Source organism: Variovorax sp. PAMC26660 (assembly GCF_014302995.1).
Taxonomy (GTDB): Bacteria; Pseudomonadota; Gammaproteobacteria; order Burkholderiales; family Burkholderiaceae_C; genus Variovorax.
On the sequence record NZ_CP060295.1, the window covers coordinates 6,868,272 to 6,893,009 of the forward strand.

Genomic DNA, 24,738 nt, shown 5'->3' on the forward strand with positions numbered 1-24,738 from the left:
TGAGCCAGCGGGCACGGCGGCGCCGCCGGTAGCGGTGGCCCCACCTGCCGCTGCAGCCTCGGCGGCGGCAGCGCCACCTGTTGTCGCTGCACCGGTCGGCATTCCCGCCGCGCTGCAGGAGCGTGCCGACGCGCTGCTCGCCGCGCATCGCCAGATGGTTGTGCTCATGACCGGCGAGCGCAAGCTCGATGCGGCCGAGAAGCGCGCGGTCAGCGCGGTCGGGCAACTGCTGTTTCACGACATGCAGGAGCGCCAGCGCGCCCTCATCGCGCAGGCCGGCGACATGGCCGACCCGGCCACGGTACCGGCCTTGAACGCGCTGCTGGACCGCATCGAAAGCGAGCCGAGCTGGTTCGATGCCGACCGCCTGGCGTTCAAGGAATTTCTTGGCGAGCTGAGCACGCGCTACGGCCAGGCGCAGTCCCTGCCCGGCCTCAAGCTCGGCCGCCGCGCCAGCGAAGACCTGGCCGTGCTCGCCGAAATCGAGCAGGCCTACGACCGAGAACTCAAGGACGTGTTCGGCCGCTTTGCGCAGCGCGGCATCGAGCCCCAGCGTGAAAAGTGGGCCGACTACGTGGCCAAGCTCCAGGGCCTGTATTCGCGCGACAAGATCCTCAAGGACTTCGGCGCCATCGTGCCCTACACGCAGCCCGCTGGCAGTGCCAAGGAAGGTGGCGACGTGCGCGAGATCTTCGGCACCTCGCTGCCCCCCAAGACCGTGGTGCTGACCTTCGACGACGGCCCGCACGCCAAGCACACCGACGAGATCCTGGAGATATTGAAGCGCTACGACGCGCCGGCCATCTTCTTCGAGCTTGGCCAGAACCTGGGCAAGCTCGACGCGCAAGGCAAGGCGCAGCTCGGCGCCAACGGCGCGGTGGCCAAGCGCGTGCTGGCCGCAGGGCACATTCTGGGAAACCACAGCTTCAGCCACAGCATGATGGCCAAGATGAGCGACGACGCGGTGCGCACCGAGGCCACCGAAACCGAGGCCCTGCTCGACGCCACCGGCCGCCCGCAGTCCACGCTGTTCCGCTTTCCCTACGGCGCGCGCAACGAAGACAAGCTGAGCACCGTCGAAGCGCTCAAGCTGCGCTCGATGTTGTGGACCGTCGACTCGATGGACTGGGCCGACCCGGTTCCCAAGTCGATTGCCGACCGCGTGCTGGCCGAGGTCGACAAGGCCAAGCGCGGCGTGATCCTGTTCCACGACATCCAGGGCCGCACCGTGCAGGCCCTGCCCACGGTGCTCGACCAGCTGGTGGCCGACGGCTACCGCTTCGCCACCTGGCGCGACGGCAAGTTCATCGTCAACGCACCCAAGAAGGCGACGCCCGACGACGGCGTGGCTGCCACTTCTGGCGACACGCTCTACCGCGAAAGCCACGCACTGATCATCGGCATCGACAAATACGCCAAGTGGCCCGGCCTGCACCACGCGGTGCCCGATGCCAAGGCGATGGAACAGTTGCTCGTCACGCGCTTCGGCTTCAAGCCCGAGAACGTCACGGCGCTGTACGACGGCGAAGCCACGCGCGCCAACATCCTGCGCGTACTCAACGACAAGCTCACCGACAGCAAGCGCGTGAAGCGCGACGACCGCGTGCTGGTGTTCTTTGCCGGCCACGGCAGCACCCGCAAGCTCGCCAGCGGGCGCGACGTCGGCTACATCGTTCCCGTCGATGCGGCGCTGGACGACCTGGCCTCCGACGCGATCTCCATGCCGCAACTGCAGGAGGTCGCAGAAGCGCTGTCGGCCAAGCATGTGCTCTTCCTGGTGGACGCCTGCTACTCGGGCCTGGGCCTCACGCGCGGCGGTGCACCACAAGGCAGCAAGAACTTCCTGACCGACAACGCGCGCCGCATCGGCCGCCAGATGCTCACCGCCGGCGGTGCTGACCAGCAGGTGGCCGATGACGGCCCCGGCGGTCACTCCGTCTTTACCTGGACAGTGCTTCAGGCGCTGTCGGGCAAGGCCGACCTGAACGGCGACGGCGTCATCACCGGCACCGAACTCGCGGCTTACGTGGCACCGGCGGTCTCAGCCATCGCGCGGCAGACGCCGGCCTTCGGCAGCCTGCCGGGCTCGGAGGGTGGCGAGTTCGTGTTCGCGCTGCCCATCGAGCGCGAAGGCCTCAGCGGCGACAGCCTGCAGCTCGACGCTGCCGCCAGCAAGGTCAACAAGCGCATCGACGAGGCCAACGAGCAGGCCGTGCATGCCGCTGCGGCACCAAAGGCCGGTGGAGCCGGTGCGGCAGCCATCGAAGTGGTGGTGAAGAACCTCGAAGGCGGCGACGCCAAGCTGACCATGCCGGCCGCCGCGCCAGTAGCACCGCGCGTGGCCGCCCAGCGCGCCAACGACCGCGGCCTGCAGCTGTACCGCGAGCGCCGCTACGACGAGGCCGAAGCCGCCTTCACCGAGGCGTTGAAGCTGCAGCCGCGCTTTGCGCTGGCGGCCAACAACCTCGGCTTCGTGTACTTCAAGCGCGGCAAGCCGGTCGAGGCTGCGCGTTGGTTCGAGCAGGCAATCGACATGGACGGCAGCCGCGCCCTGGCCTACCTGAACCTTGGCGATGCGTACCTGCAGGCCGGCAACGATGCCAAGGCATTGGCCGCCTACACCACCTTCGTCGGACTGGCGCCCAAGCATGCGCGCGTTGCGGCGCTGCAGGCCTGGATCGCTGCGCCCGACGCTGAACACCGCCCTCAACTACCGCCAACGAACTCATGATGACAAACCCTTCCTCGTTTCTTCAGCGCCTGCGCGGTCCGTTTCTTGCCGCCGCGCTCGGCCTTGCGCTCACGGGCTGCGTCGGCATTTACAAGTCCGACGTGGTCAGCATCAACAGCAGCACGCGGCTGGACGACACACCGCGCATCGCGGTGATCTCGGCCTTCCAGCCCGAGCTGACGCTGCTGCTGGCCCGGTTGCAAGGCCCTGCAAAACACAGCGTGAACGGCGTGGAGTTCACCACCGGCACGCTCGAAGGCAAGCCGGTGGTGCTGTTCCTGTCGGGCATCAGCATGACGAACGCGACCATGAACACGCAGCTCGTGCTCAACCGCTTTCGCATCACCCACATCGTGTTCAGCGGCATCGCGGGCGGCGTGAACCCGCAACTGCACGTGGGCGACGTCACGGTGCCGGCGCAATGGGGCCAATACCTCGAAGTGCTGATGGCGCGCGAAACCGCACCGGGCAAGTACAGCGCGCCGCCCTTCATCACCGATGCCACGCTGCCCAACTTCGGGATGATGTTTCCGCGTCCGGTCGAAGTGCGCTCGGCGGCCAAGCCGGAGATCGTGCGCAAGTTCTGGTTCGAGGCCGATCCGAAGATGCTCGAGGTGGCGCGCAGCATCCGCAACGTCGACCTGGCGAACTGCAACGCCGGCAAGTGCCTCGCGCGCAAGCCGCAGCTGGTAGTCGGCGGCAACGGCGTCTCGGGCCAGGCTTTCATGGACAACAAGGCCTATCGCGAATACACCTACAAGACTTTCCAGGCCAACGTGCTCGACATGGAAACCGCGGCCGTGGGCATGGTGGCCTACAGCAACGGCGTGCCTTACATCGCCTTCCGCTCGCTCAGCGACCTCGCGGGCGGTGGCGACGGCGAGAACGAAATGGGCACCTTCATGAGCATCGCGGCGGACAACTCCGCCAAGGTCATGCTGGCGTTCCTGGCCGCCTGGAAGTGACGGCGGCGCCCGCTCGTCCCCTTCGACTTGTTCTGCTTCCGGGCATGGACGGCACGGGCGATCTCTTCGAGCCCCTGGCGCAAGCCATGGGGCAGCGCGACACCATCGACGTGGTGCGCTACCCCGGCACCGAGGCGCTGGGCTATGACGAACTCGAACGGCTGGTGCGCGCGCAACTGCCCGCCAGCCAGCCCTTCGTGCTGCTCGGCGAATCCTTCTCGGGCCCGCTGGCCATCTCGATCGCAGCCGCCCCGCCGCCGGGACTGCGCGGGCTGATCCTGTGCTGCAGCTTCGCCCGCAGCCCCGCGCCGGGGCTGGCGCTGCTGCGCGGCGGCTTGCTCGAACTGTCGATGAAGTTCATGCACTCGGACCTGATGCGTGGGCCCATGCGCCATATGCTGCTGGGTCGCTTTGCCACGCCGCGCCTTGTGGCATCGCTGCAGGACTCGCTGCGACAGGTGACGGCGGCTGTCATGACGCGCCGAATGAAAGAAGTGCAGCGCGTGAACGTGGTCGACAAGCTCTCGCAGGTGCGCGTGCCCGCGATGTACCTGCAGGCCATGCAGGACCGCATCGTTCCCGCGCAGGCGGCCCGCATCATCCAGCGCGCCCTGTCGGGCCTTCGCATCGTGCGCCTGGAAGGGCCGCACGGCTTGCTGCAAGCGGCACCTGTCGCCACGGCCCTGGCCATTCAAAACTTTTGCAGCGAACTCGGCAACCCCGAGCCCGCCACCCCATGAACCCCACCGTGCTCCGGCTAGGCGGCATCACCAAGCGCTTCGGCGAGCTGGTGGCCAACGATGCCATTTCCCTCGATCTGCAGGCCGGCGAGGTGCTCGCGCTGCTCGGCGAGAACGGCGCGGGCAAGTCGACGCTGATGTCGATCCTGTTCGGCCACTACGTCGCCGACGAAGGCCAGATCGAAGTGTTCGGCGCGCCGCTGCCGCCCGGCAACCCCAAGGCCGCGCTCGCCGCCGGCGTGGGCATGGTGCACCAGCACTTCACGCTGGCCGACAACCTGAGCGTGCTCGACAACGTGATGATGGGCACCGAGCCGCTGTGGCGCCCGGTGTCGCGCCGCGCGGCCGCGCGCGAGCGGCTGCTCGATGTGGCGCAGCGCTTCGGCCTGCCGGTGCAGCCCGACGCGAAGATCGGCAGCCTGTCGGTCGGCGAACGCCAGCGCGTCGAAATTCTCAAGGCGCTGTACCGCGGCGCGCGCATCCTGATCCTGGACGAGCCGACCGCCGTGCTGACGCCGCAGGAAAGCGAGGCGCTGTTCGCCACGCTCGCGCAGATGGTGGCGCAGGGCCTGTCGGTGATCTTCATCAGCCACAAGCTGGGCGAGGTGCTGCGGGTGTCGCACCGCGTGGCCGTGCTGCGCGGCGGCAAGCTGGTAGCCGAGGCGCGTACGGCCGACACCACGCAGGCGCAGCTCGCGCTGTGGATGGTCGGCCATGCGGTCGAGGCGCCGCAGCGCCGACCCGCCAAGTCGGTGGGCGATGCGATCTGCGTGCTCGACCATGTGAGCACTGCGGCCAGCAAAGACGGCGGGCAGGACCGGCTGCGCGAGGTGTCGCTGACCCTGCGCGCCGGTGAAATCACCGCCATCGCGGGCGTCTCCGGCAACGGGCAGGTGGCGCTGGCCGAGCTGCTGTGCGGCACGCGCCGCGCCGTCTCCGGCACGGCCCAGTTGATGGGCCGCGCATTGCCGCCCTCGCCCGCCCGGCTGGTGCAGCGCGGCGTGGCACGCATTCCGGAAGACCGGCATGCGGTCGGCGTGGTCGGCGACCTGCCGGTGTGGGAGAACGCGGTGTCGGAACGGCTGCGCAGCCCGGTGTTCTCGCGCTGGTCGTTCATCGTGAAGCGCGCCGCCGCGCGCCTGCACGCCCGGCGCATCGAAAAAGCATTCGACGTGCGCGGCGCCGGCCTGATGGCGCCGGCCCGCTCGCTCTCCGGCGGGAACATGCAGAAATTGATTCTGGGGCGCGCCTTGCTGGCGCCCGAGCAGGCAGAAGATGCCGACAACAAGAAGTACCCGACGCGGGCGCCGCGCCTGATCGTGGCGCACCAGCCGACCTGGGGCCTGGACATCGGGGCGGTCGCCTATGTGCAGCAGCAGCTCATTGCCGCGCGCGATGCCGGCGCGGCAGTGCTGGTGATTTCCGACGATCTCGACGAAGTGCTCACGCTGGGCGACCGCGTGGCCGTGATGCACGGCGGCCATCTGGGCGAAGCGCGCCCTGCCGCAGCCTGGACGCGCGAGGCCATCGGGCTGGCCATGGCCGGGGCGACTGCTGCCGCTCCGCAGCGCACGGGAGCCCCGTCATGATGCGGCTCGAACGACGCCACGAAACCTCGCGCGCCGCACTGGTGCTCGCTCCTATCGGCGCGGTCGCCTTCACGATGGCGGTGAGCGCGCTGCTGGTGCTGTGGGCCGGTGCGCCGGTCGGCCGCACCTACGCGCTGCTGCTGCAGGGCGGCTTCGGTTCGGTGTTCGCGTGGAGCGAGACGCTGACGCGCGCCATCCCGCTGATCCTGACCGGGCTGGCGGCCACGGTGGCTTTCAAGGCGCGGCTGTTCAACATCGGGGCCGAGGGCCAGCTCTACGCGGGCGCGCTGGCGGCCGTGGCCGTGGGCGGCATGCATGGCGGCACGGGCTTCGAGCTGTCGCCCTGGCTGCTGTTCCCGCTGATGATGCTGGCGGCGGCAGTGGCCGGCGCGCTGATGCTGCTGGGCCCGGCCCTGATGAAGAACAAGCTCGGCGTCGACGAGGTGGTGACCACGCTGCTGATCAACTTCATCGTGCTGCTGGGCGTGTCCGCGCTGCTCGACGGACCGATGAAAGACCCGACTGCGATGGGCTGGCCGCAGAGCGTGTCGCTGCAGTCCGACCTGGAACTCGGCAAGCTGATCGCGCAGACGCGCGTGCACACCGGGCTGCTGTGGGCCGTGTCGCTCGCGGTGATCGTCTGGGCGCTCTTCAAATACACGGTACTGGGCTTCGACATCCGCGCCGTGGGCGCCAACGCGCGCGCCGCCGCCTTTGCCGGCGTGCCGGTAACGCGCACCGTGGTCATGGTGGCGCTGCTCTCGGGTGCGCTGGCCGGACTGGCCGGCGCCATCGAGGTGGCCGGCCGCACCAGCTACGTCACGCTCGACATGTCGCCGGGCTACGGCTACACCGGCATCGTGATCGCGATGCTCGCGGGGCTGCATCCGCTGGGAGTGATTGCCGCTGGCGTGTTCGTGGCCGGCGTGCTGGTCGGCGCGGACACCATGAGCCGCGCGGTCGGCGTGCCGACGTACATCGCCGATGTGATCGTCGCCGCCTCGCTGATCGCGGTGCTGGTGGCAACCTTGCTGACGCAATACCGGGTGAGGATGAAGAAATGACGGCAGCCTTCGCATCTTCTGCCTTGCTCCTTCGCCCGCTGGGGGAAGGCTGGAATGGGGGCATCGGCCTTCACAGCGAGCGCCGCGTGCCCCCACCCCAACCCTCCCCCGTAAGGGGAGGGAGAAATACCCGATGACCGATCTTCTCGACATTCTGGCCAATCCGTCCTTCTGGGTCGCCGTGCTGCGCATCGCCACGCCGCTCATCTTGGGCACGCTGGGCGTGCTGCTGTGCGAGCGCGCGGGCGTGCTCAACCTGGGCATCGAAGGGATCATGGTCGCGGGCGCCTTCACCGGCTGGCTCGCGGTGTATGCCGGTGCACCGCTGTGGGTGGGCGTGGGCGTGGCTGCGCTCACGGGCATGGTGTTCGGCCTGCTGCACGCATTTCTTACCGTGGGGCTCGCGCTCTCGCAGCACGTATCGGGGCTGGGCATCACCTTGCTGGCGACCGCACTCAGCTACTTCGGCTACCGCGTGAGCTTTCCGAAGGTCAACACGCCGCCGACCATCACGCCCTTCGCGCCAATGGACTGGTTGCCCGTGCCCATCCTGAATGCGCAGACCGCGCTCACGCTGTTCGCACTGCTGCTGGTGCCGGTGGTCGGCTGGGTGCTCTACCGCACGCCGCTGGGCCTTGCGCTGCGCATGGCGGGCGAGAACCCGCAGGCGGCCGAAAGCCAGGGCGTGTCGGTCGCGGCCACGCGCACCGGCGCCATCGTGGCGGGTTCGGCGCTGATGGGCATGGCCGGCTCGTTCCTCACACTGTCGGCCTTCAACGCCTTCTTCTTCAACATGGTGAACGGACGCGGCTGGATCTGCGTGGCGCTGGTGGTGTTTGCGTCATGGCGGCCCGGCAAGGCCTTGCTCGGCGCCCTGCTCTTCGCGTTCTTCGACGCGCTGCAGTTGCGCCTGCAGCAATCGGGCGATGCCGTGCTGCCCTACCAGCTGTACCTGATGCTGCCGTACCTGCTGTCGATCCTGGCGCTGGTGCTGGTCGCGCGCAAGGCCAGCTATCCGCAGGCGCTGATGAAGCCCTACCGCAAGGGGGAACGTTGATGATGATGAAGAAACCCGCGACAACGCTGCTCGCCGCTCTGCTGGCATTGGGCGCTGCGGGCGCACACGCGCTGGGCAGCGACTACAGCTACGACACCTTCAAGACGCCCGACTCGGTCAGTTGGGTGCAGTTGTGCGGCACCTGGGGCAAGAATCACCAGGGCACCTACCGGGTGGTTCATGCGGACCAGTACGCGCAGTCGTTTCTCTACGTGCAGTGGATGACGCGCGACGCCAATGGCGGCCTGCAGGCCGAGCACACGGTCGCCATCGCCGAGCTGGACAACGACCATGCGGAGATCGCGCTGTCGGACCTCACTTGCCGCGCGACACCACGTGGCGTCGTGGTGACGGCCAAGGCCTCATCGGGGCATGACGACAAGCTGCGACGCGTGACGATCGAGGTCGGGCCGGCGGCTGGGCAGTATCGGTATCGGGCGCAGCGCACGCGTTGAACGGAAACTCTCGGGCGAGTCAGCGCAACCCACCACGCTGCGCAAAGTACCGCGCCGGCGACTCCCCAAAGCTGCGCCGGAACATCGCGATGAAGTTGCTCGGCGTCGCATAGCCCAGCGCATCGGCGATGTCCGCAACCGCCTCGCCCCGCGCAAGCCGCTCCAGCGCATGCACCAGCCGCGCCTGCTGGCGCCATTGCGCGAAGCTCACGGACGTCTCGGCCAGGAACAGGCGGCTCAAGGTGCGTGGCGACAGGCCTGCCCATTGCGCCCATTCGCCCATCGTGCGGCCGTTCTCGGGCTCTTCGTAGATGGCCGTCGCGATGCGCAGCAGGCGGCGGTCTGTGGGCATCGGCAGGTGCAGCGGCTCATGCGGCGCGCGGCGCATTTCGTCGAGCAGCACGGCGATCATCCGCTCCTGTTCGGGCTCCAGTTGCGCCTGATCGGTCCAGGTGACCGCGCGACGCACCAGCGCCCGCATCAGCTCGCTGATGCCGATGACGCAAGGGCGCTCGGGCAGTTCATGGCTGGCCTGCGGCGTGATCAGCACGCTCCAGCCGCTCATGGCGCCACTGATGCTGACCTTGTGCGCCTCACCAGGCGGCAGCCAGCCGGCGCGGTGCGGCGGCAGCAGCCAGGAGCCGTGGGCGGTGCGCACATGCACGAGGCCGCTCTCGACACAGAAGACCTGTCCGCGCAGGTGGCTGTGCCAGTCGTATTCGCGCGTGCCCAGACGGAATTCGTTGCCCGCGTCATCGTCGCCCCACAGCGCGATCAACGCGGGGCCGTCGGCGCGCTCGCTGAGGTCGGGCATGCCGCCGCCGGCCTCGGTCTTTGTCGCGGGTTTCTTTGCCATCGCGGGATTTTCAAGGCGCGACCGGCGTTCCGACGGCATCGCGACGGAAAATACCGCTCACCCGTCCTCCAGAGACCTCACCACGATGCTCGACCTTCTCATCACCAACGCCACCCTCCCCGACGGCCGCACCGGCATGTCGATCGCCGTGCAGGACGGCCGCATCGCCGAAGTCAGCGAAGGCCTCGACGCACCGGCGCACGAAAAGCTCGATGCACAGGGCCTGCTGCTCGCGCCGCCTTTCGTCGACCCGCACTTCCACATGGACGCCACGCTGAGCTACGGCCTGCCGCGCGTCAACGAAAGCGGCACGCTGCTCGAAGGCATCGCGCTGTGGGGTGAACTGAAGCCGCTGCTGACGGCCGATGCGCTGATCGAGCGCGCACTGGTGTACTGCGACTGGGCCGTGGCCAAGGGGCTGCTGGCGGTGCGTTCACACGTGGACACCAGTGATGCAAGTCTGCTCGCGGTCGATGCGCTGCTCGAAGTCAAGCGCCGGGTGGCGCCCTACCTCGACCTGCAACTGGTCGCCTTTCCGCAGGACGGCGTGCTGCGCTCGCCGGGCGGCGTCGAGAACATCGAGCGCGCGCTCGACAAGGGCGTGGACGTGGTCGGCGGCATCCCTCATTTCGAGCGCACCATGGCCGACGGCGCCGCGAGCGTGAAGCTGCTGTGCGAAATGGCGGCTGAACGCGGCAAGCTGGTCGACATGCACTGCGACGAGTCGGATGACCCGCTCTCGCGCCACATCGAAACACTGGCCTTCGAGGCGCAGCGCCTGGGCATGCAGGGCCGCGTGACCGGCTCGCACTGCACATCGATGCATTCGATGGACAACTACTACGTGAGCAAGCTGCTGCCGCTGATCGCGCAGAGCGGCGTGGCGGTGATCTCGAACCCACTCATCAACATCACGCTGCAGGGCCGCCACGACAGCTACCCCAAGCGACGCGGCATGACCCGCGTGCCCGAGCTGATGGCCGCCGGCGTGAACGTCGCCTTCGGCCACGACTGCGTGATGGACCCGTGGTACGGCATGGGTTCGGGCGACATGCTCGAAGTGGCGCACATGGGCCTGCACGTGGCGCAGATGACCAGCCAGGCGGGCATCCGCCAGTGTTTTGAAGCGGTGACTACCAACGCCGCGCGCGTGATGCACCTGGAAGGCTATGGCATCGAGGCCGGCTGCAACGCCAGCTTCGTGCTGCTGCAGGCGCGCGATCCGGTCGAGGCGATCCGCCTGCGCGCGACGCGGCTCAAGGTGTTTCGCAAGGGCAAGCTGCTGGCAGAAACACCCGCGGCAACGGCCGCGCTGCATCTGCCGGGCCGTGGCAGCGAAACCGGCTGGATGATTCCGAAGAAGGCCTGACCTGTTCACCGCGTTGTTCTGAGCGTTGCTGTTCAGGGCGTCGCTCACGCCGACACGGTGCTCTTTTTCGCGAATGTCCCCCGCTTCGCTCCTCCTTTATTTCGCGAAAAAGAGCCCCGTATCGACGTGAGCGTTGGACAGAGCGGTCGTTGATCGGCTGCACACCAGCAGCGTGTCATTCGCACCCGCCCCGGACATGAAGTCGAAGAAGACTACGCCCCGATCAATCGGCCCTCTTGCACCGCCGCTTCGAGGTCGCAGCACATGTGCACCTTCGCCAGCCAGGCGCCATCGAGCGCAATGGCCATCGGCTCGACACCGAAGACCTTGAAGCCGCAACGTTCGTAGAGGGCTTGCGCGGACGCGTTGCCCTCGGTCACCGTGAGCTGCACCTGCCGCAGGCCCCCGTGTGCGCGCGCATGCTCCAGCAAGGCCAGTACCAGCCGGCGACCGAAGCCCGAACGGCGCGCCGATGCCGACACCGACATGCCGAACAAGGTGGCCTTGTGGCGTGTGCGCTCGCGTGTTTCGAAGGCCAGCCCGGCTGCGCCGACCAGCGCGCCGGCATCGTCGAACGCGCCGTAGACCACGCTCGGTACATCCGCGTCGGCGCCAAGGCGTTGCTCCCACCAGAGCATCGGCAAGCCGGCGCGCTCAGCCACCGTCGAAGTAAAGGCGCTGGGATGCGTGGCGTAGGCGTCGAGCATCACGGCCCGGTAGGCCGTGGCGTCTGCGGCTTTCAGGCGCCGGACGATGTTGCGGTCAGTCTCAGAAGCGGACACAGGCGGATTGCCTTTCCTGCAGAACCGACTCCTGGCCGAAACGCTTGCGGTAGGTGTCGATGATCCCGGCGATGGCTTCGTCGTCTTTTGCGCTGCGCGGATGCAGCAGCACCACGAGCTTCGAGGGTTCGCGCACCACGCCGCCCGAGGCTCCGCGCCACTGACCGACCGCATCGGTCACGGTCAGGCCCTGCGGGAAGGCGGGCGTCACGGTGGCATCGAGGAAGGCCGTCCACTGGGCGTCCGACACCTGGCCGCCGGCGGGAATGGCGCGGCCGAAATAGAGCGTGTCGCGCTCGACGCTGTCGAAGCCGGTGGCGCAGGCCGTGGCGACCGCGTCTGTCGATGGCAAGGCGCTGCACCCCGCGAGCGCGGAGATCACGATGCCGGCCAACACGAGGGCTGCGGCATGGGCGCGAGAGGAAACGTGTGTCATGAAAAGATTCCCTCCGGTCTTGAATCACACCGACCGAAAGACAAGCGGTGCGCCCTGCCCCTCTTCGGCAGGCGCGCCGAACTCAAGCTGCAGCCACCCCGGACTCCATCGCGAGACGCGCCCCTCGGCCACGGCGGCTTCCAGCGTGGCCTGGGCTGCTTCCGGATGCCGCCAGTCCAGCGGCAGTTCGCGCAGATCCCAGTCCCACCACGGGCAGGCCTGAATGCGGTCGATGAGCGCATCGGCGAAGCGCCGCCGGATCAAACGCGCGGGCACGCCGCCCATGATCGCGAACGGCGGCACGTCCTTGGTCACCACCGCCCCCGCGCCGATCAGCGCGCCGTCGCCGATGGTCACGCCGCCCTTCAGGCTCACCCGTGAGCCGATCCAGACGTCGTTGCCGATCACCGTGGGCTTCAGTTGCGGATACGGGTCGATGGACGAATTGCGAAACGGCTCGGGGAAGATGTGCTGGTGCGAAAACGGATGTGCCGTGAGCCAATCCGTCGGATGCTGGCTCAGCAGGTTCAGGTTGTCGCCTATCGAGCAATAACGCCCGATCTGCATCTGATGCAGCTGGACCGAGGGCGCGACATACGAATAGGCGCCCACCGACACGCCGTACATATGGACGCCGGGCCAAAGGCGCACTGGCGTCTCGTAGCGAAACGGCAGGGACAAGACGACACCCGGCGCAAGAAACAACCCATGCGGCTCAAGTGCCGGCGAAAGCTCGGGGGTGATATTCAGGATCATGGGCTGTGCACCGGGGCTCTCGTCTCTCAGGCTTCGGGCGCGATAGCCTCGGCGTACTCATAGAGCGCGCCCAGGATCTCTTCGCCGCGCTCATCGGCGGTCTCAGACAGTGCATCGACTTCGCTGAACAACTGCTCGATGGTGCGCGCCCCGCCCTCGCCCTTGAACAGCCGGGCCACGCGCAGCGCCTCCCAGCGTTCGACTTCTTCGGGGGCCAGCAGCTCTGGCCAATTGCGCGCGCGGTAGCGGAACAGGACCTCGTCGAGGCGCCCGTCGTCGAAGCCGGTGCGGTCTTTCGCTAGTTCTTCCGGCGACAACGCGCGCAACTGGTTCAGGCGCCGACGGTCGGCGTTGCCGACGAAGCCGCCATAGAGGTCTTCATCGACATCGGGCGTGGCCTCTTTCGGCCGTGCATAGACCTTCGACCAGATGGCGCTCATGTCGGGCAGGTCGCGTGCAATCGCTGCGTGCCGCATGGCCGCGTCGAGATCGATGCCCCAACGCTCGGCCATGGCCGGCGCCAGCGTGCGCAGGTTGCCCACCACCATCGGCGACTTGTTGAGGTGGATGCCCTTCACGGGCAGCCGCACCATGCCTTCGGGCAGATCGGCGGTGCGGGTGAACAAGCGAAGACGCAGCGTGTCGGCATCGAGGTCGCGCAGTTCGCTCGGGTCATGGGACAGATCCCAGGCGATCAGTTCGTTCTTGTTGCTGGGATGGCTCGCGAGCGGCCACATCACGGCAAGGCAACCACGCTCCGCCGGGAACATGCCCGAGACATGCAGGAAGGGCTTGGCGGTTTCGCGCATTGCGGGCAAGCCGAGTTCACTGGCCACGCGATCCTTGCGGTGCAGGCCGAAGGCGAAGTCGAACAGCTTGGGCTGCTTGTCGCGGATCAGCCGGGCCAGCGCGATGGTCGCGCGCACGTCGGACAGCGCATCGTGCGCCGACTCGTGCAGCAGGCCGTTGGCGCGTGCCAGGTCTTCGAGCTTGAAGCTGGGCTTGCCGTCCTCCTTCTTCGGCCACTGGATGCCGTCAGGGCGCAGCGCATACATGAGGCGCACCACGTCGAGCAGGTCCCAGCGGCCACAGTCGTTCTGCCACTCGCGCGCGTACGGATCGATCAGGTTGCGCCAGAACAGGAAGCGCGTGACCTCGTCGTCGAAGCGGATGGTGTTGTAGCCCACGCCGATGGTGCCGGGCTGCGAGAAGGCCTGCTCGATCTGCGCGGCGAACTCATGCTCGGGAATGCCGCGCTCCAGGCACACCTGCGGCGTGATGCCGGTGATGAGGCAGGCTTCGGGGCTGGGCAGGTAGTCTGGCGCCGGCTTGCAATAGACCATGAGCGGCTCGCCGACTTCGTTCAGTTCGGCGTCGGTGCGGATGGCGGCGAACTGCGAAGGCCGGTCGCGGCGCGGCACGGCGCCGAAGGTTTCGTAGTCGTGCCAGAGAAAGGTGTGGTTCATTCAGAGCAGGGGTGAAAACAGGCGCGCAACGGCATCGCCAAGGCGACGCCAGAAACTTTGGGGCCGGTGGGCGCGCACCGCGCCGGAGCTGTGCAGGTCGGTTTCGAACTGCGCCGCCAGTGGCCGGGCCAGTGCCGGACCATAAACCACGGCGCAGACCTCGAAGTTGAGCCGGAAGCTGCGGTTGTCGAAATTTGCGGTGCCGATCATCGCGCAATGGTCGTCGACCACCAAGGTCTTGGAGTGCAGCATGCGCGCCTTGTACTCCCAGACCTTCACGCCGGCGGCGATCAGCTCGTCGAAGTAGGAGCGCGCGGCGGCGCTCACGATGGCCGAGTCGCTGCGGCGCGGCACCAGCAGGCGCACGTCGACGCCGCGCAGCGCGGCGCTGGTGAGCGCCATCAGCGCAGGCTCGCCGGGCACGAAATACGGCGTGGTGAGCCAGGCGCGGGTCGTGGCCGAATGGATCGCCTCGACGTGCATGCGGTGGATGGCTTCGAGCGTGTTGTCGGGGCCGCTGGTCACGATCTGCACCGGGATGTCCCCGGCTTCCAGCTGCGGCAGCATGGCGTCCATGGTGTCGTCCATGCCGCGCGGGTCTTCGCCGGTGGCATAGGTCCAGTCTTCGAGGAAGGTGGTCTGCAGCCAGCGCACCGCGCTGCCTTCGATGCGCAGGTGCACGTCGTGGTACGCGTCGGGGTTGGTGCGCTTGTCTTCCTCGTCGGTGATGTTCACGCCGCCCGTGAAGCCCACGCGGCCGTCGCACACCACGATCTTGCGGTGGGTGCGGTAGTTGGTCACCGGCCGCAGGCGCCGGCCGATCTTGGTGTCGTGGAACAGCGCCACCTTCACGCCTGCTTCATGCAGCGGCGCCATGAACTGGCGGCCGATGCGCTTGGAGCCGAGCGCGTCGATCAAGAGGCGCACGCTCACGCCCGCCTTCGCGCGTTCGATCAGCAGGTCACGCAGCGCAGTGCCGATCTTGTCGGGCTCGAAGATGTAGTACTCAAGGTGGATGTGGTCGCGCGCCGCGCGCACGGCCTCGAAGATCGCATCGAAGGTGCGCGCCCCGCCGGACAGCAGCTCCACCCCCGTGGCGCTCGATACCGGCAACCCGCAGGTCGCGGTGCCCAGCCGTGCCATCTGCTGCAGCGCCGGCGGTGCGTTCTGCGCCACGTCGCGCAGCCGCGCAAGGTCGGCCTGGGCATAGGCGCTGGCGCGGTTGCGCAGGCGCTTGAGCCGCTGCTTGCGCAGGCGCTGCGGCCCGAGGAAGTAATAGATGACGAAGCCCGCGAACGGCAGCAGCGCCAGCGACAGGATCCAGCTCATGGTGGACACCGGCGCGCGCTTTTGCATCACGATCCAGACCGACAGCACGGCGATGTAGCCGCTCCACGCCAGGGAGAGGCCGGTTTTCCATTCGTGGCTGAGTTCGGGAAGGATCAAGGTCGGAAAGTGGTTGGAGCGGCTGTGCGGTTTCGCCGCCCCAAAGAAAAAGGCCGGTAGCGTGATGCTACCGGCCTTTGGCGGCTGTTCCGCGGCCTCATCGGCCACGAATTGCCCGGTTCGCTCAACCGGTTGCGGCTTCTTCCGCTTCGGGCTTGGACTTGCCCTCTTTCTTCGGCAACGGCTGGATGTCGAGCAGCACTTCGTCCTTGTCGTCGATGTCGACTTCAAGGCGGCCACCGTCGGTCAGGCGGCCGAAGAGCAGTTCGTCGGCCAGTGCACGACGGATCGTGTCCTGGATCAGGCGCTGCATCGGGCGAGCGCCCATCAACGGATCGAAACCCTTCTTTGCCAGGTGCTTGCGCAGCTTGTCGCTGAAAGTGACCTCGACCTTCTTCTCGGCCAGTTGCGTTTCGAGCTGCAGCAGGAACTTGTCGACCACGCGCAGGATGACGTTTTCGTCGAGCGCCTTGAAGTTGACGATGGCGTCCAGCCGGTTGCGGAATTCAGGCGAGAACAAGCGCTTGATGTCGCCCATTTCGTCGCCCGCCTGGCGCGGGTTGGTGAAGCCGATGGTCGCCTTGTTCATGGTCTCGGCGCCCGCATTCGTCGTCATGATGACGATGACGTTGCGGAAGTCGGCCTTGCGTCCGTTGTTGTCGGTCAGCGTGCCATGGTCCATCACCTGCAGCAGCACGTTGAAGATGTCCGGGTGCGCCTTCTCGATTTCGTCGAGCAGCAGCACCGAGTGCGGCTTCTTCGTGACGGCCTCGGTCAGCAGACCGCCCTGGTCGAAACCGACGTAGCCCGGAGGCGCGCCGATCAGGCGGCTCACCGCGTGACGCTCCATGTACTCCGACATGTCGAAGCGGATCAGCTCGATGCCCATGATGTAGGCGAGCTGCTTCGCAGCTTCGGTCTTGCCGACGCCCGTGGGACCGGAGAACAGGAACGAGCCGATCGGCTTGTCGCCCTTGCCCAGGCCCGAACGCGCCATCTTGACCGCGGAGGCCAGCACTTCGAGTGCCTTGTCCTGGCCGAACACGACGCTCTTGAGGTCGCGCTCGATGGTTTGCAGCTTGCCGCGGTCGTCGTTGCTGACGTTGGCCGGGGGAATACGCGCGATCTTCGCGACGATGTCCTCGACCTCGGCCTTGCTGATGGTCTTCTTGCGCTTGCTCGGCGGCAGGATGCGCTGGGCAGCACCCGCTTCGTCGATGACGTCGATTGCCTTGTCGGGCAGATGGCGGTCATTGATGTACTTGGCACTCAGCTCGGCGGCAGCCTGCAGGGCAGCCACGGCGTACTTCACACCATGGTGTTCCTCGAAGCGCGACTTCAGGCCCTTCAGGATGTCGACGGTTTCCTGCACCGTCGGCTCGACCACGTCGACCTTCTGGAAACGACGCGACAGGGCCGCGTCTTTCTCGAAGATGCCGCGGTACTCGGTGAAGGTGGTCGCGCCGATGCACTTGAGCTGGCCGCTCGAGAGCGCTGGCTTGAGCAGGTTCGACGCGTCGAGCGTGCCGCCCGAGGCTGCGCCCGCACCGATCAGGGTGTGGATTTCGTCGATGAACAGGATGGCGTTCGGCTTGTCCTTGAGCGACTTGAGCACGCCCTTCAGGCGCTGCTCGAAATCGCCGCGGTACTTGGTGCCGGCCAGCAGTGCGCCCATGTCGAGCGAGTAGACCTGCGCCTCGGCCAGGATCTCGGGCACGTCGCCCTGCGTGATGCGCCAGGCCAGCCCCTCGGCAATGGCGGTCTTGCCGACACCGGCTTCGCCCACCAGCAGCGGGTTGTTCTTGCGCCGGCGGCACAGGATCTGGATGACGCGCTCGACCTCGTATTCGCGGCCGATCAGCGGATCGATCTTGCCGTCCTTGGCGAGCTGGTTGAGGTTTTGGGTGAACTGCTCGAGCGGCGATGCCTTCTCGTTGCGTTCGCCGCCGCCCTCTTCGCCTTCGCCGGACGGTGCTTCACCGCTGCCCTTGACGGCTTCGGGCGGATCGCTCTTCTTGATGCCATGGGCAATGAAATTGACCACGTCCAGACGGGTCACGCCCTGCTGGTGGAGGTAGTACACCGCGTGCGAGTCCTTCTCGCCGAAGATCGCGACCAGCACGTTGGCGCCGGTGACTTCCTTCTTGCCGTTGCCGGTGGACTGCACATGCATGATGGCACGCTGGATCACGCGCTGGAAACCCAGCGTGGGCTGGGTGTCGACATCATCGGTACCCGCCACCTGAGGCGTGTTGTCCTTGATGAAGTTGGTGAGCGACGCCCGAAGGTCGTCGACGTTCGCCGAGCAGGCACGCAGAACTTCCGCGGCGCTCGGGTTGTCCAGCAAAGCGAGCAACAGATGCTCCACGGTGATGAACTCGTGGCGCTGCTGCCGGGCCTCGACAAAGGCCATGTGCAAGCTGACTTCCAGTTCCTGGGCAATCATGTGATTTCCTTTTGCCTTGCTGTAAATAAGTTCTCAGATGGGTTGGAGCTTGCGCAATTCAACTGGTTCATGCAACAGGCTCGCTCACGCATTGCAGCGGATGCCCGGCCTGCTGCGCAGCCTCCATCACCTGGTTGACCTTGGTGGCCGCCATGTCGCGGGAATAAACCCCACAGACGCCCCGGCCATCGAGGTGGATCTTGAGCATGATCTGAGTCGCGGATTCGCGGTCCTTGCTGAAATATTCCTGCAGCACGACGATCACGAACTCCATCGGCGTGTAGTCGTCGTTCAGCATCACCACCTGGTACATCTGGGGCGGCGCAGTTTTCTGCGGCCGGCGCTCCAGGACGACCGAATCTCCGTCATCCCCGGCCGGTTTCTGCGCCGGAGGGGTGCTGGGAGTCTTGGGAATTCTCGTTGCCATGAAAAAGATTCTATAGAGCGTGCAAGCACCGTGCCGGCGCCAGAAGACTTGGTGGCGCGTATTCGACAAATCAAGGGCCTTGCGCCGTGTGCGACAGCCCGAATGGCATAAAAAAACCGGCAGGCTGCCGGTCTTCTCAGATATTGCGCAGGATCGGCCCTTTGGGCGCCGGCAATTTTCGCGTTGACGGCCGGTTCGGCACAGGTAGATCGGGCGGCAAGGCGTCGATTTCCTCGTCGCTGAGTTCGCGTTCGGGCGCTTCAGCCGCGTACACGGGCACCGGTTGCGGTCGCGGGGTTTCCGACAATTCTGGTGGGCGGGCCGACGGTGGCGCCGGGATCGGCCTTGGAACGGATACACGCGCAGACGCAGGAGCCGATCGCTCCGGCGGCGCAGCAGCAACCGGCGCCCTGCCCGGCCGCGGCGGCGAACCGGACAACAATGCCCGCCATTCAGCCAGCCTTACCGCGTCCTGTTCAGATTGCCAGCGCTGCTGTTCGCGAATCAGCTCCTTCCAACGCTCTGCCTGTTGCCGCCCCAGAAACTCCAACTCGACCCGGACGGTTTGCTGCATCCATTGCGGAACGCACAGCAAAGCCTGCTGCAGATCGCGGTTGGCCTTTTCCCGGGCAAGCTCGAAGGCAGCGCTCTGCGCATCGAGCTGCGCACGACAACTGCGCGAATAAGCCCATGCACCCAGCATTGCCCCAAGCACGCCAACAGCCAGGCAGACGATCAGGAAGCCGAGCTGGGCCTGCGTCATCGCGGTGACTCCCCCTCTGCATCCCATTTCCGCAGCAGATCGAGCGGAATCGCGTCGGCAACCAGTGCAAAGCGCTTGCCGACCATGCGTTCGGCCTGTTTGAGCAGTACAGCCACCGGGCTGCTCGGCTCATGGTCTTCAAACCATTCGCGCGCCGCACGGATGCTGTGCTGGACGTCTTCACGCGTGGCTACACCGGCAGACCCGGGGTTGGTCAGACTTCGAGTTGTTTCGCCTGGAGCGGTGGCGTCAGCCTCGGCAGCGGACGCCGCTGGATCGAACGGCTTCAGCAATCGAACCAGCGCCTGCAGCGGCGGCGCATCGTGCCCGAGGTGGTTCGCGGCCCAGCCGGCGATCCACGCTGCAGACTGCGAGGCGTCTGCAAGCAAGCTCACCGCCGCCCCGGCGTCGCCCTTTGCCTCGTGATGCAAATGGGCCAGTTGCTGCGCCACCGACTCGGGGCTGGGCACATCGGCCGGACGGGGCACCATCGAAGCGCGCTCGACCTCGCGCACGGTCAGGTGCCTGGCTGCATTGGCTGCCACGACGATTTCGCGCACGTCGCCCAGCAGGCCCTCAGGATCGGCCAGCGCCGCCAGTGCATTGGCGCGTACCGCCGGATCGCGCTCCCCCTCGACCACGAGCTGCGGATGAACCGCTTCGGGCCACGCCTGCAGCACGTCGGCCAATACAGCCAGGGACTGGGCAAGCCCCGCTGCCTGCGCAAGCCTTGTGCGGGCCCGGCACAGCCAGACGAACAGGTTGATGTCGTAGGTCCGCAGCAACAGGCGGCGGCAGTCGCGTTCGATCTCGGCCCAGTTGGGCCCCTCCGGCGTGCCCACGAACTGGCCGTACTGCGCGTCTCCGCGCGGGGACATGCGGGAAAGCAGCACCGCGTATTCGGCGTCGTACTCGAGGCTTGGACCGCAAGGATCGACGGCGCCAAGGGGCTGCAGCCAGTCCGCAGTCATGTCGCCCCGCACACGGGAATGGGCGTCAGGCGGAATGGAAGGAACGGCGGAGGCGGCAGCGAGGGTCATGAAGGTCCGGAATGGGAGGAATCGACAGGCAGATCAGGCGTCTTTGCGCTAGCGTGAACCGATGTATTGCTCGGGCTCGAACACCATCCCGACGGTGTAGTCGCGGGCATGTGCGGCGACACGACCAGCAGGGTCGGCGTGCCGCGCCGCGCCTTCGGAGCCGCCGAGCCAGGTAGACCAACCGAGCTTTTCTGTGTCTTCGAGCCGGGCAGGTGGCGTGCTGTCGTTGCGCACACGCAGCTCGACCTCCCAGACAAACTCGTACCCGACGAAGCCGCGCACCCACTCGATCAGCAACGGAAGGTCGCGCCCCTGAGGCGTGAAGCGCAGGTACTGATCGAGACTCAACGGCCCGAGCACGAGCCGAAACTTGTTCTGCCGGTCAGCCACGACCTCCCCTGCGATCGCCCCCACCCCCATGACGCTGGAAGTGCGCGCGCGGCCCAGATGGCTCTGGTCTTCGTCGTCGATGCGAATCCAGTGCAGCACGAACTCCTGCAGTTGCACCGGCACCGCGAAGAAGCGCGCCAACGTCGCAGCCAGCCCATCCGGGTTGCGGGCCTCGCGGCCCAGGTGTGTCGAGGCCGCCAGACGGGCATGCGCAGGCAGCACTGAATCGCGAATTTCCAGCGGATCGTGTCCGGTCAGGCGCGCGATGTAGCCGCTGAAAGCCTCGTCACCGGCACGATCGAGCCCTGCCGCAGCCTGGCCCTGGGCCCATGCCCGGTACATGTGCGTGAGGTAGCGGTGATGGAACAGATCCAGGAAGTCGGCGAGCGTGCTGTCGTTGTGGTTCTCTGTGCGGTCGCGCACGAGTTCCGTGTAGTGAAGCGGCAGCGGGCCGTTGGGCCCGAGCAGACCCAGGCCGTAGACCCGGACCATCGGCAGCGCCGGGTTGTTGCCCGCGCGTGGATTGACGCCCCCCAGGACGCGCAGCACCGACTCGCCGGGCAATACCGCGCCGGCGATTTCACGCGGTGCAAAAGCCAGTGCAGCCGCCTGACCCAGGCGAAACGGCTCCTGCTGCGGGCGGCTGGCGAGTCCGATGGGCGGTTGCTGCGAATAGGAAGCGCCGAAACGCCGCAGCAGCGCAAGAAAACCGAACTTCCAGGGCGCCTGGCGCAGCCGTTCGAGCATTTCCTGCAAGTTCGCTACGGTGTCTGGCTTCATCGGGCAGAGGCCTCGCTGTCGCCATTGCCATCGTCTTTGTCGACCCGGGCGGAGCCGATGTGGATGTGGCTGTCCGGTGAAAGCTCGTGATGCTCCCGTCGCGTTAGGCTGGGCAGCGAGGTTCTTGCGTCCCGGGCCAGTTCCGGCGCGAACAGGTTCAGGACATCTTCGGGATTTTCCGTATCGAGGAGCCCCGATCTCGCGAGGGGCTCGAAGTCTTCGATGATCCGGTCGATGCCCTCGCGGGGCAGCAAGATGTCACGCAGCAAGGGGTAAAGCTCGGCCTGCTTGCGCAACTCGTCCAGAGTGGGTGCAGGCTCGGCACCGAAGGCGAGAAAGCCTTCCCAGTCGGTGCGGCCCGCGAGTTGATCCGGGTCCCGGACAACGCGGACGAATTCATCGTGCAGTTCGTCGAGCAGGGCCGTGGGGCGGCCGCGCTCCGGCGGGGGCCTTGGCGTGTGCGCAAAAGACGTCGCGCTCGCCGTCGACCTCGGAATCTCACCGAGCAACTCGGCCAGAACATCCGCCGTGGGGCGAGACTGCGCACCTGCGATGCCCAGCACGCCGAAAGGATCGGCCAGGGCATCGGCTGGAGATTCCAGGCTGCCGTACTTGTCGTCGCGAGCGGCAAGGTCCCGAAGGTCGAACGCAGGCGGAAAGTGCTCGACAGGGGTTGCCGGCGTATGGGGTCGAGAGGTGCCGCCCATCTGACGATCGCCCCGCACCACTTCGGAGTGCACCGCCTGACCATGCGCCTCGCCAACCTCATCCGTTTCTACGAGGAAGCGCAGGAGCCCCAGTTCGAGCGTGTCGCCAATAGCAATGAACACCGGAGCACCCACCCTGACCCGCTCGCCGTTGCACACGCACATCAGCGTCTGGCTGTTGTTCGTCAGCTGCCAGCCCCCAGCCTCATCGCTCCATGCGATACGACACATGTTGGCAACGCGCCATTGCGCTTCGCTCTGCCGTTCGCCGCATAACTGAAGTGCATCGGCCATGCCTGCGCCAGCGGCAGGAATCCGCATGGTGCCGTTGCGAATCTCACCACCGCTGTGGGTGAGTCGAAGGCGCGACGGCGCCCCCCTGCCGTCGTCCGCGCGAGAGTCACCCTCGATCAAGACGCACCTCCCCAGAGCTTTTGCAGCCTGTTGGCCGCGCCGATGAAGCGGCCCTCGGCATCCTGCTGGCCGCATGAAGACCAGCCACATCCAGAACAGCTGCTTCGAGCAGATCGTCAACGACGGCTCCGAGTGCGAGGCCTGACCAGCGACGTCATCTTCTTCCGCACCCTGCCCATCCATTTTTCAACGCTCCCATGTTCCACAAAGAAGACTTCGTCGACGCGCCTAGAGGCGACCGCAGCCGGGAACCTCATGGCGAAACGCTGGATGGCCACTTCGCGCCCGAAGATCACCATGTGCTCCCACAGCGGGCCACGCGGGTCGATCTGGAAGTAGACGAAGCCAGCATTGAAGGGAATCTGGCGCGGTGGCACGGGCAAGGTCTGCAATGGAATGCCAGGCAGGTGCGAGCGAATGAGTTCGGCGAGTCGATCGCTGGGCCCCACCTTGCAGCGCGCCGGAAACTGGCTGGCCAGTTCGTCAGGCGGCGTGTGAGCGGCCACAGCGAACACCAGGCTGGAAAAGCCTTGCAACTCGGAAGGCTCGACACTTGCCACGCTCACGCCATTGGCACGTTGGGCCAGAGGAATGCTCTGGGCACTGCGCACCAGCACGTCATTGAGCAACGCCTGGACATCGGCCATCAGCTCCCTGAAGGACAGATACGGATCAAGGTGCTGGTAGGCCGGATGCGACTGGGGGCGGCGCGTGTCCGATGGAGTTTGCATCGCGCAACTCGGTGTCGAAGACCGAGAAACGTGCGAGCGATGCCGAGACTGCCGCAACATCGTCGAAGCTCGTTTCCTCGCCATTGGGCGTGCGGATGGGCACCGCGAGGTGAATGACCTGCTCCAGATGCTCGGGCAGGATCGTGAGTGGCGCGGGCGGCAGGGTCTGTCCCGGCGCATCGAAGGGCGTGCCATCGGAAAAGATGCCGGCCGCGCTGGCGAGCACGAGCTTTCCCAGAGACAGGGACTCGACATCGATGCTGTAGTGGTTGAAGCCCCAATAAAAGGGGCTGAGCGACGCGGTGCGTTTGTGCGCAAGATGCTCGAGGTAGCGTTCCTGCTGCTGAAACAGCTGAGGGCGCAGGAAGAGCCCTTCACTCCAGGCGACTTTGTTGTACCAACTCATGAAATCGATCGTTTGCTTGCTTGCGCGCCGTGGGTTTATTTGAGAGGGGTGAGTTGAATGCCCTTGGCCTGAAGGTCGATTTGCAACTTGACCTTGTTGGCAGGCAGTACCGATCGGTACCAGGCGACCTCGGGGGCCGGATCGATTTTTTGCACCATGCGCCAGTCGGCTTGCGCCAGATCGCGGTAGCCCGCAATCACGCCGATCGCAGCGAGGTCAGGATGCGACTTGCGACGGATGGTCTTGACATCGCCCGGCTTGAGGATGAACTCGTCGCGAACCAGCAGATCGCTGCCGATCAGGACTTTGTCGTTGTTGTAGAGCGAGAAGTAGTCGGCGGATTCAAAAGGGCCTTCCGACTTGAGCTCATAGACACGGACCAGGATGGGCGCCGCCCTGCCCTTGTCGTCCGGATTGACGCCAGCCTCTGCGGAAAGGGTGCGCGACGGTTCTCAGTGCGCCGCAGGTTGTAGATCGGCATCTCACAACGAGATTGCATTGAGCCGCTCGCGCGCTGCGCCGACCATCGGTCCCATCGCATCCCGCACCACGTCTTCAACCTACACGCACACCACCATGGCCCAGAAATCCAAGAAGTTCCGCGTCGCCACCGAAGGCGCCACTACCGACGGCCGCCGCATCGAACGCTCGTGGATCGAGCAGATGGCAAAGAACTTCGACCCGAACAAGTACGGCGCACGCGTGTGGCTCGAGCACTATCGCGGCACCGTTCCCGAAAGCTCGTTCCGGGCCTACGGCGATGTACTGTCGGTGGAATCGCGACCGGTCGAAGACGGCACCCTCCTCCTCAACCCCGGGCTCGCCGATCACGGGCCCATCCTGCCGGCAGGTCTGCAGGTCGAACTGGCCCCGCCGGCCAGCGCGGCCACGCGCCGCACCGTTCAGCTCTGGGACTGACGAC

22 protein-coding genes and 1 pseudogene are annotated in these 24,738 nt (G+C 66.5%); 9 read left to right on the forward strand and 14 right to left on the reverse strand.

Going from position 1 to position 24,738, the window contains the following annotated elements:
• Positions 1-34: 34 nt before the first annotated feature.
• From H7F35_RS32145 to H7F35_RS32175, 7 genes are all read left to right on the forward strand, one after another.
• Entirely contained in the window at positions 35-2,731 is a 2,697-nt protein-coding gene (locus H7F35_RS32145; RefSeq protein WP_261803443.1) for a polysaccharide deacetylase family protein, read from the forward strand.
• Positions 2,731-3,696: a 5'-methylthioadenosine/S-adenosylhomocysteine nucleosidase gene (locus H7F35_RS32150; RefSeq protein WP_410010747.1), complete on the forward strand. Its 966-nt coding sequence runs from the start codon at positions 2,731-2,733 to the stop codon at positions 3,694-3,696. The genes H7F35_RS32145 and H7F35_RS32150 overlap by 1 nt, the downstream gene beginning before the upstream one ends.
• A 44-nt stretch (positions 3,697-3,740) precedes the next feature.
• Positions 3,741-4,436, forward strand: a complete 696-nt coding sequence (locus H7F35_RS32155) for an alpha/beta fold hydrolase (protein WP_261803445.1) — start codon at positions 3,741-3,743, stop codon at positions 4,434-4,436.
• Positions 4,433-6,025: an ABC transporter ATP-binding protein gene (locus H7F35_RS32160; RefSeq protein ID WP_187110534.1), complete on the forward strand. Its 1,593-nt coding sequence runs from the start codon at positions 4,433-4,435 to the stop codon at positions 6,023-6,025. The genes H7F35_RS32155 and H7F35_RS32160 overlap by 4 nt, the downstream gene beginning before the upstream one ends.
• The gene (locus H7F35_RS32165; protein ID WP_187114487.1) at positions 6,025-7,089 is read left to right on the forward strand and encodes an ABC transporter permease; all 1,065 of its coding nucleotides are present in this window, start codon (positions 6,025-6,027) and stop codon (positions 7,087-7,089) included. The genes H7F35_RS32160 and H7F35_RS32165 overlap by 1 nt, the downstream gene beginning before the upstream one ends.
• 133 nt (positions 7,090-7,222) lie before the next feature.
• Complete coding sequence (locus H7F35_RS32170; protein ID WP_187110535.1) at positions 7,223-8,146, forward strand: ABC transporter permease; 924 nt, start codon at positions 7,223-7,225, stop codon at positions 8,144-8,146.
• Positions 8,147-8,148: 2 nt separating this feature from the next.
• Positions 8,149-8,601, forward strand: a complete 453-nt coding sequence (locus H7F35_RS32175; protein WP_187114488.1) for a hypothetical protein — start codon at positions 8,149-8,151, stop codon at positions 8,599-8,601.
• A gap of 19 nt (positions 8,602-8,620) precedes the next feature.
• On the opposite strand, the gene H7F35_RS32180 is transcribed toward H7F35_RS32175, so the two are convergent.
• Positions 8,621-9,457, reverse strand: coding sequence for an AraC family transcriptional regulator (locus H7F35_RS32180; protein WP_261803446.1), 837 nt, complete (start codon positions 9,455-9,457; stop codon positions 8,621-8,623).
• Between the two features lie 85 nt (positions 9,458-9,542).
• Here H7F35_RS32180 and H7F35_RS32185 point away from each other — a divergent pair, with 85 nt between their 5' ends.
• Positions 9,543-10,826 (forward strand): amidohydrolase family protein, encoded by a 1,284-nt coding sequence (locus H7F35_RS32185; protein ID WP_187110536.1) that lies wholly within the window; start codon positions 9,543-9,545, stop codon positions 10,824-10,826.
• Positions 10,827-11,038: 212 nt separating this feature from the next.
• Here H7F35_RS32185 and H7F35_RS32190 read toward each other — a convergent pair whose 3' ends face one another.
• From H7F35_RS32190 to tssJ, 13 genes and pseudogenes are all read right to left on the reverse strand, one after another.
• On the reverse strand, positions 11,039-11,608 hold the full coding sequence (locus tag H7F35_RS32190) for a GNAT family N-acetyltransferase (RefSeq protein ID WP_222621990.1): 570 nt from the start codon (positions 11,606-11,608) through the stop codon (positions 11,039-11,041).
• The gene (locus H7F35_RS32195) at positions 11,595-12,044 is read right to left on the reverse strand and encodes a DUF3574 domain-containing protein (RefSeq protein WP_187110537.1); all 450 of its coding nucleotides are present in this window, start codon (positions 12,042-12,044) and stop codon (positions 11,595-11,597) included. The genes H7F35_RS32190 and H7F35_RS32195 overlap by 14 nt, the downstream gene beginning before the upstream one ends.
• Positions 12,045-12,068: 24 nt before the next feature.
• Positions 12,069-12,800, reverse strand: a complete 732-nt coding sequence (locus H7F35_RS32200; RefSeq protein WP_187110538.1) for a CatB-related O-acetyltransferase — start codon at positions 12,798-12,800, stop codon at positions 12,069-12,071.
• 26 nt (positions 12,801-12,826) lie between these two features.
• Positions 12,827-14,266: an exodeoxyribonuclease I gene (gene sbcB, locus H7F35_RS32205; RefSeq protein WP_187110539.1), complete on the reverse strand. Its 1,440-nt coding sequence runs from the start codon at positions 14,264-14,266 to the stop codon at positions 12,827-12,829.
• On the reverse strand, positions 14,267-15,712 hold the full coding sequence (gene cls / locus H7F35_RS32210) for a cardiolipin synthase (protein ID WP_187110540.1): 1,446 nt from the start codon (positions 15,710-15,712) through the stop codon (positions 14,267-14,269). It lies immediately after the preceding gene.
• Between the two features lie 124 nt (positions 15,713-15,836).
• The gene (gene clpA, locus H7F35_RS32215) at positions 15,837-18,158 is read right to left on the reverse strand and encodes an ATP-dependent Clp protease ATP-binding subunit ClpA (RefSeq protein WP_187110541.1); all 2,322 of its coding nucleotides are present in this window, start codon (positions 18,156-18,158) and stop codon (positions 15,837-15,839) included.
• 67 nt (positions 18,159-18,225) lie between these two features.
• A complete protein-coding gene (gene clpS, locus H7F35_RS32220) occupies positions 18,226-18,585 on the reverse strand; it encodes an ATP-dependent Clp protease adapter ClpS (protein WP_187110542.1) in 360 nt (119 codons plus the stop codon).
• Positions 18,586-18,721: 136 nt separating this feature from the next.
• Positions 18,722-19,348 carry a hypothetical protein gene (locus H7F35_RS32225; protein WP_187110543.1) on the reverse strand — a complete coding sequence of 209 codons (627 nt, stop codon included), beginning with the start codon at positions 19,346-19,348 and terminating at the stop codon, positions 18,722-18,724.
• Positions 19,345-20,388: an ImpA family type VI secretion system protein gene (locus tag H7F35_RS32230; RefSeq protein ID WP_261803447.1), complete on the reverse strand. Its 1,044-nt coding sequence runs from the start codon at positions 20,386-20,388 to the stop codon at positions 19,345-19,347. The genes H7F35_RS32225 and H7F35_RS32230 overlap by 4 nt, the downstream gene beginning before the upstream one ends.
• A gap of 48 nt (positions 20,389-20,436) precedes the next feature.
• The gene (gene tssG / locus H7F35_RS32235; RefSeq protein WP_187110544.1) at positions 20,437-21,558 is read right to left on the reverse strand and encodes a type VI secretion system baseplate subunit TssG; all 1,122 of its coding nucleotides are present in this window, start codon (positions 21,556-21,558) and stop codon (positions 20,437-20,439) included.
• Positions 21,555-22,559 (reverse strand): TagK domain-containing protein, encoded by a 1,005-nt coding sequence (locus H7F35_RS32240; protein WP_187110545.1) that lies wholly within the window; start codon positions 22,557-22,559, stop codon positions 21,555-21,557. Before H7F35_RS32240 ends, tssG begins: the two co-directional genes overlap by 4 nt.
• Before the next feature lie 404 nt (positions 22,560-22,963).
• Positions 22,964-23,816: pseudogene (tssK, locus tag H7F35_RS32245) on the reverse strand (type VI secretion system baseplate subunit TssK); the annotation flags it as partial.
• A gap of 35 nt (positions 23,817-23,851) precedes the next feature.
• The gene (gene tssJ / locus H7F35_RS32250; protein WP_315970486.1) at positions 23,852-24,202 is read right to left on the reverse strand and encodes a type VI secretion system lipoprotein TssJ; all 351 of its coding nucleotides are present in this window, start codon (positions 24,200-24,202) and stop codon (positions 23,852-23,854) included.
• Between the two features lie 190 nt (positions 24,203-24,392).
• Between tssJ and H7F35_RS35205 the strand changes: the two genes are divergently transcribed.
• Positions 24,393-24,734 (forward strand): GPO family capsid scaffolding protein, encoded by a 342-nt coding sequence (locus H7F35_RS35205; RefSeq protein WP_187110546.1) that lies wholly within the window; start codon positions 24,393-24,395, stop codon positions 24,732-24,734.
• The last annotated feature ends 4 nt before the right edge of the window (positions 24,735-24,738 follow it).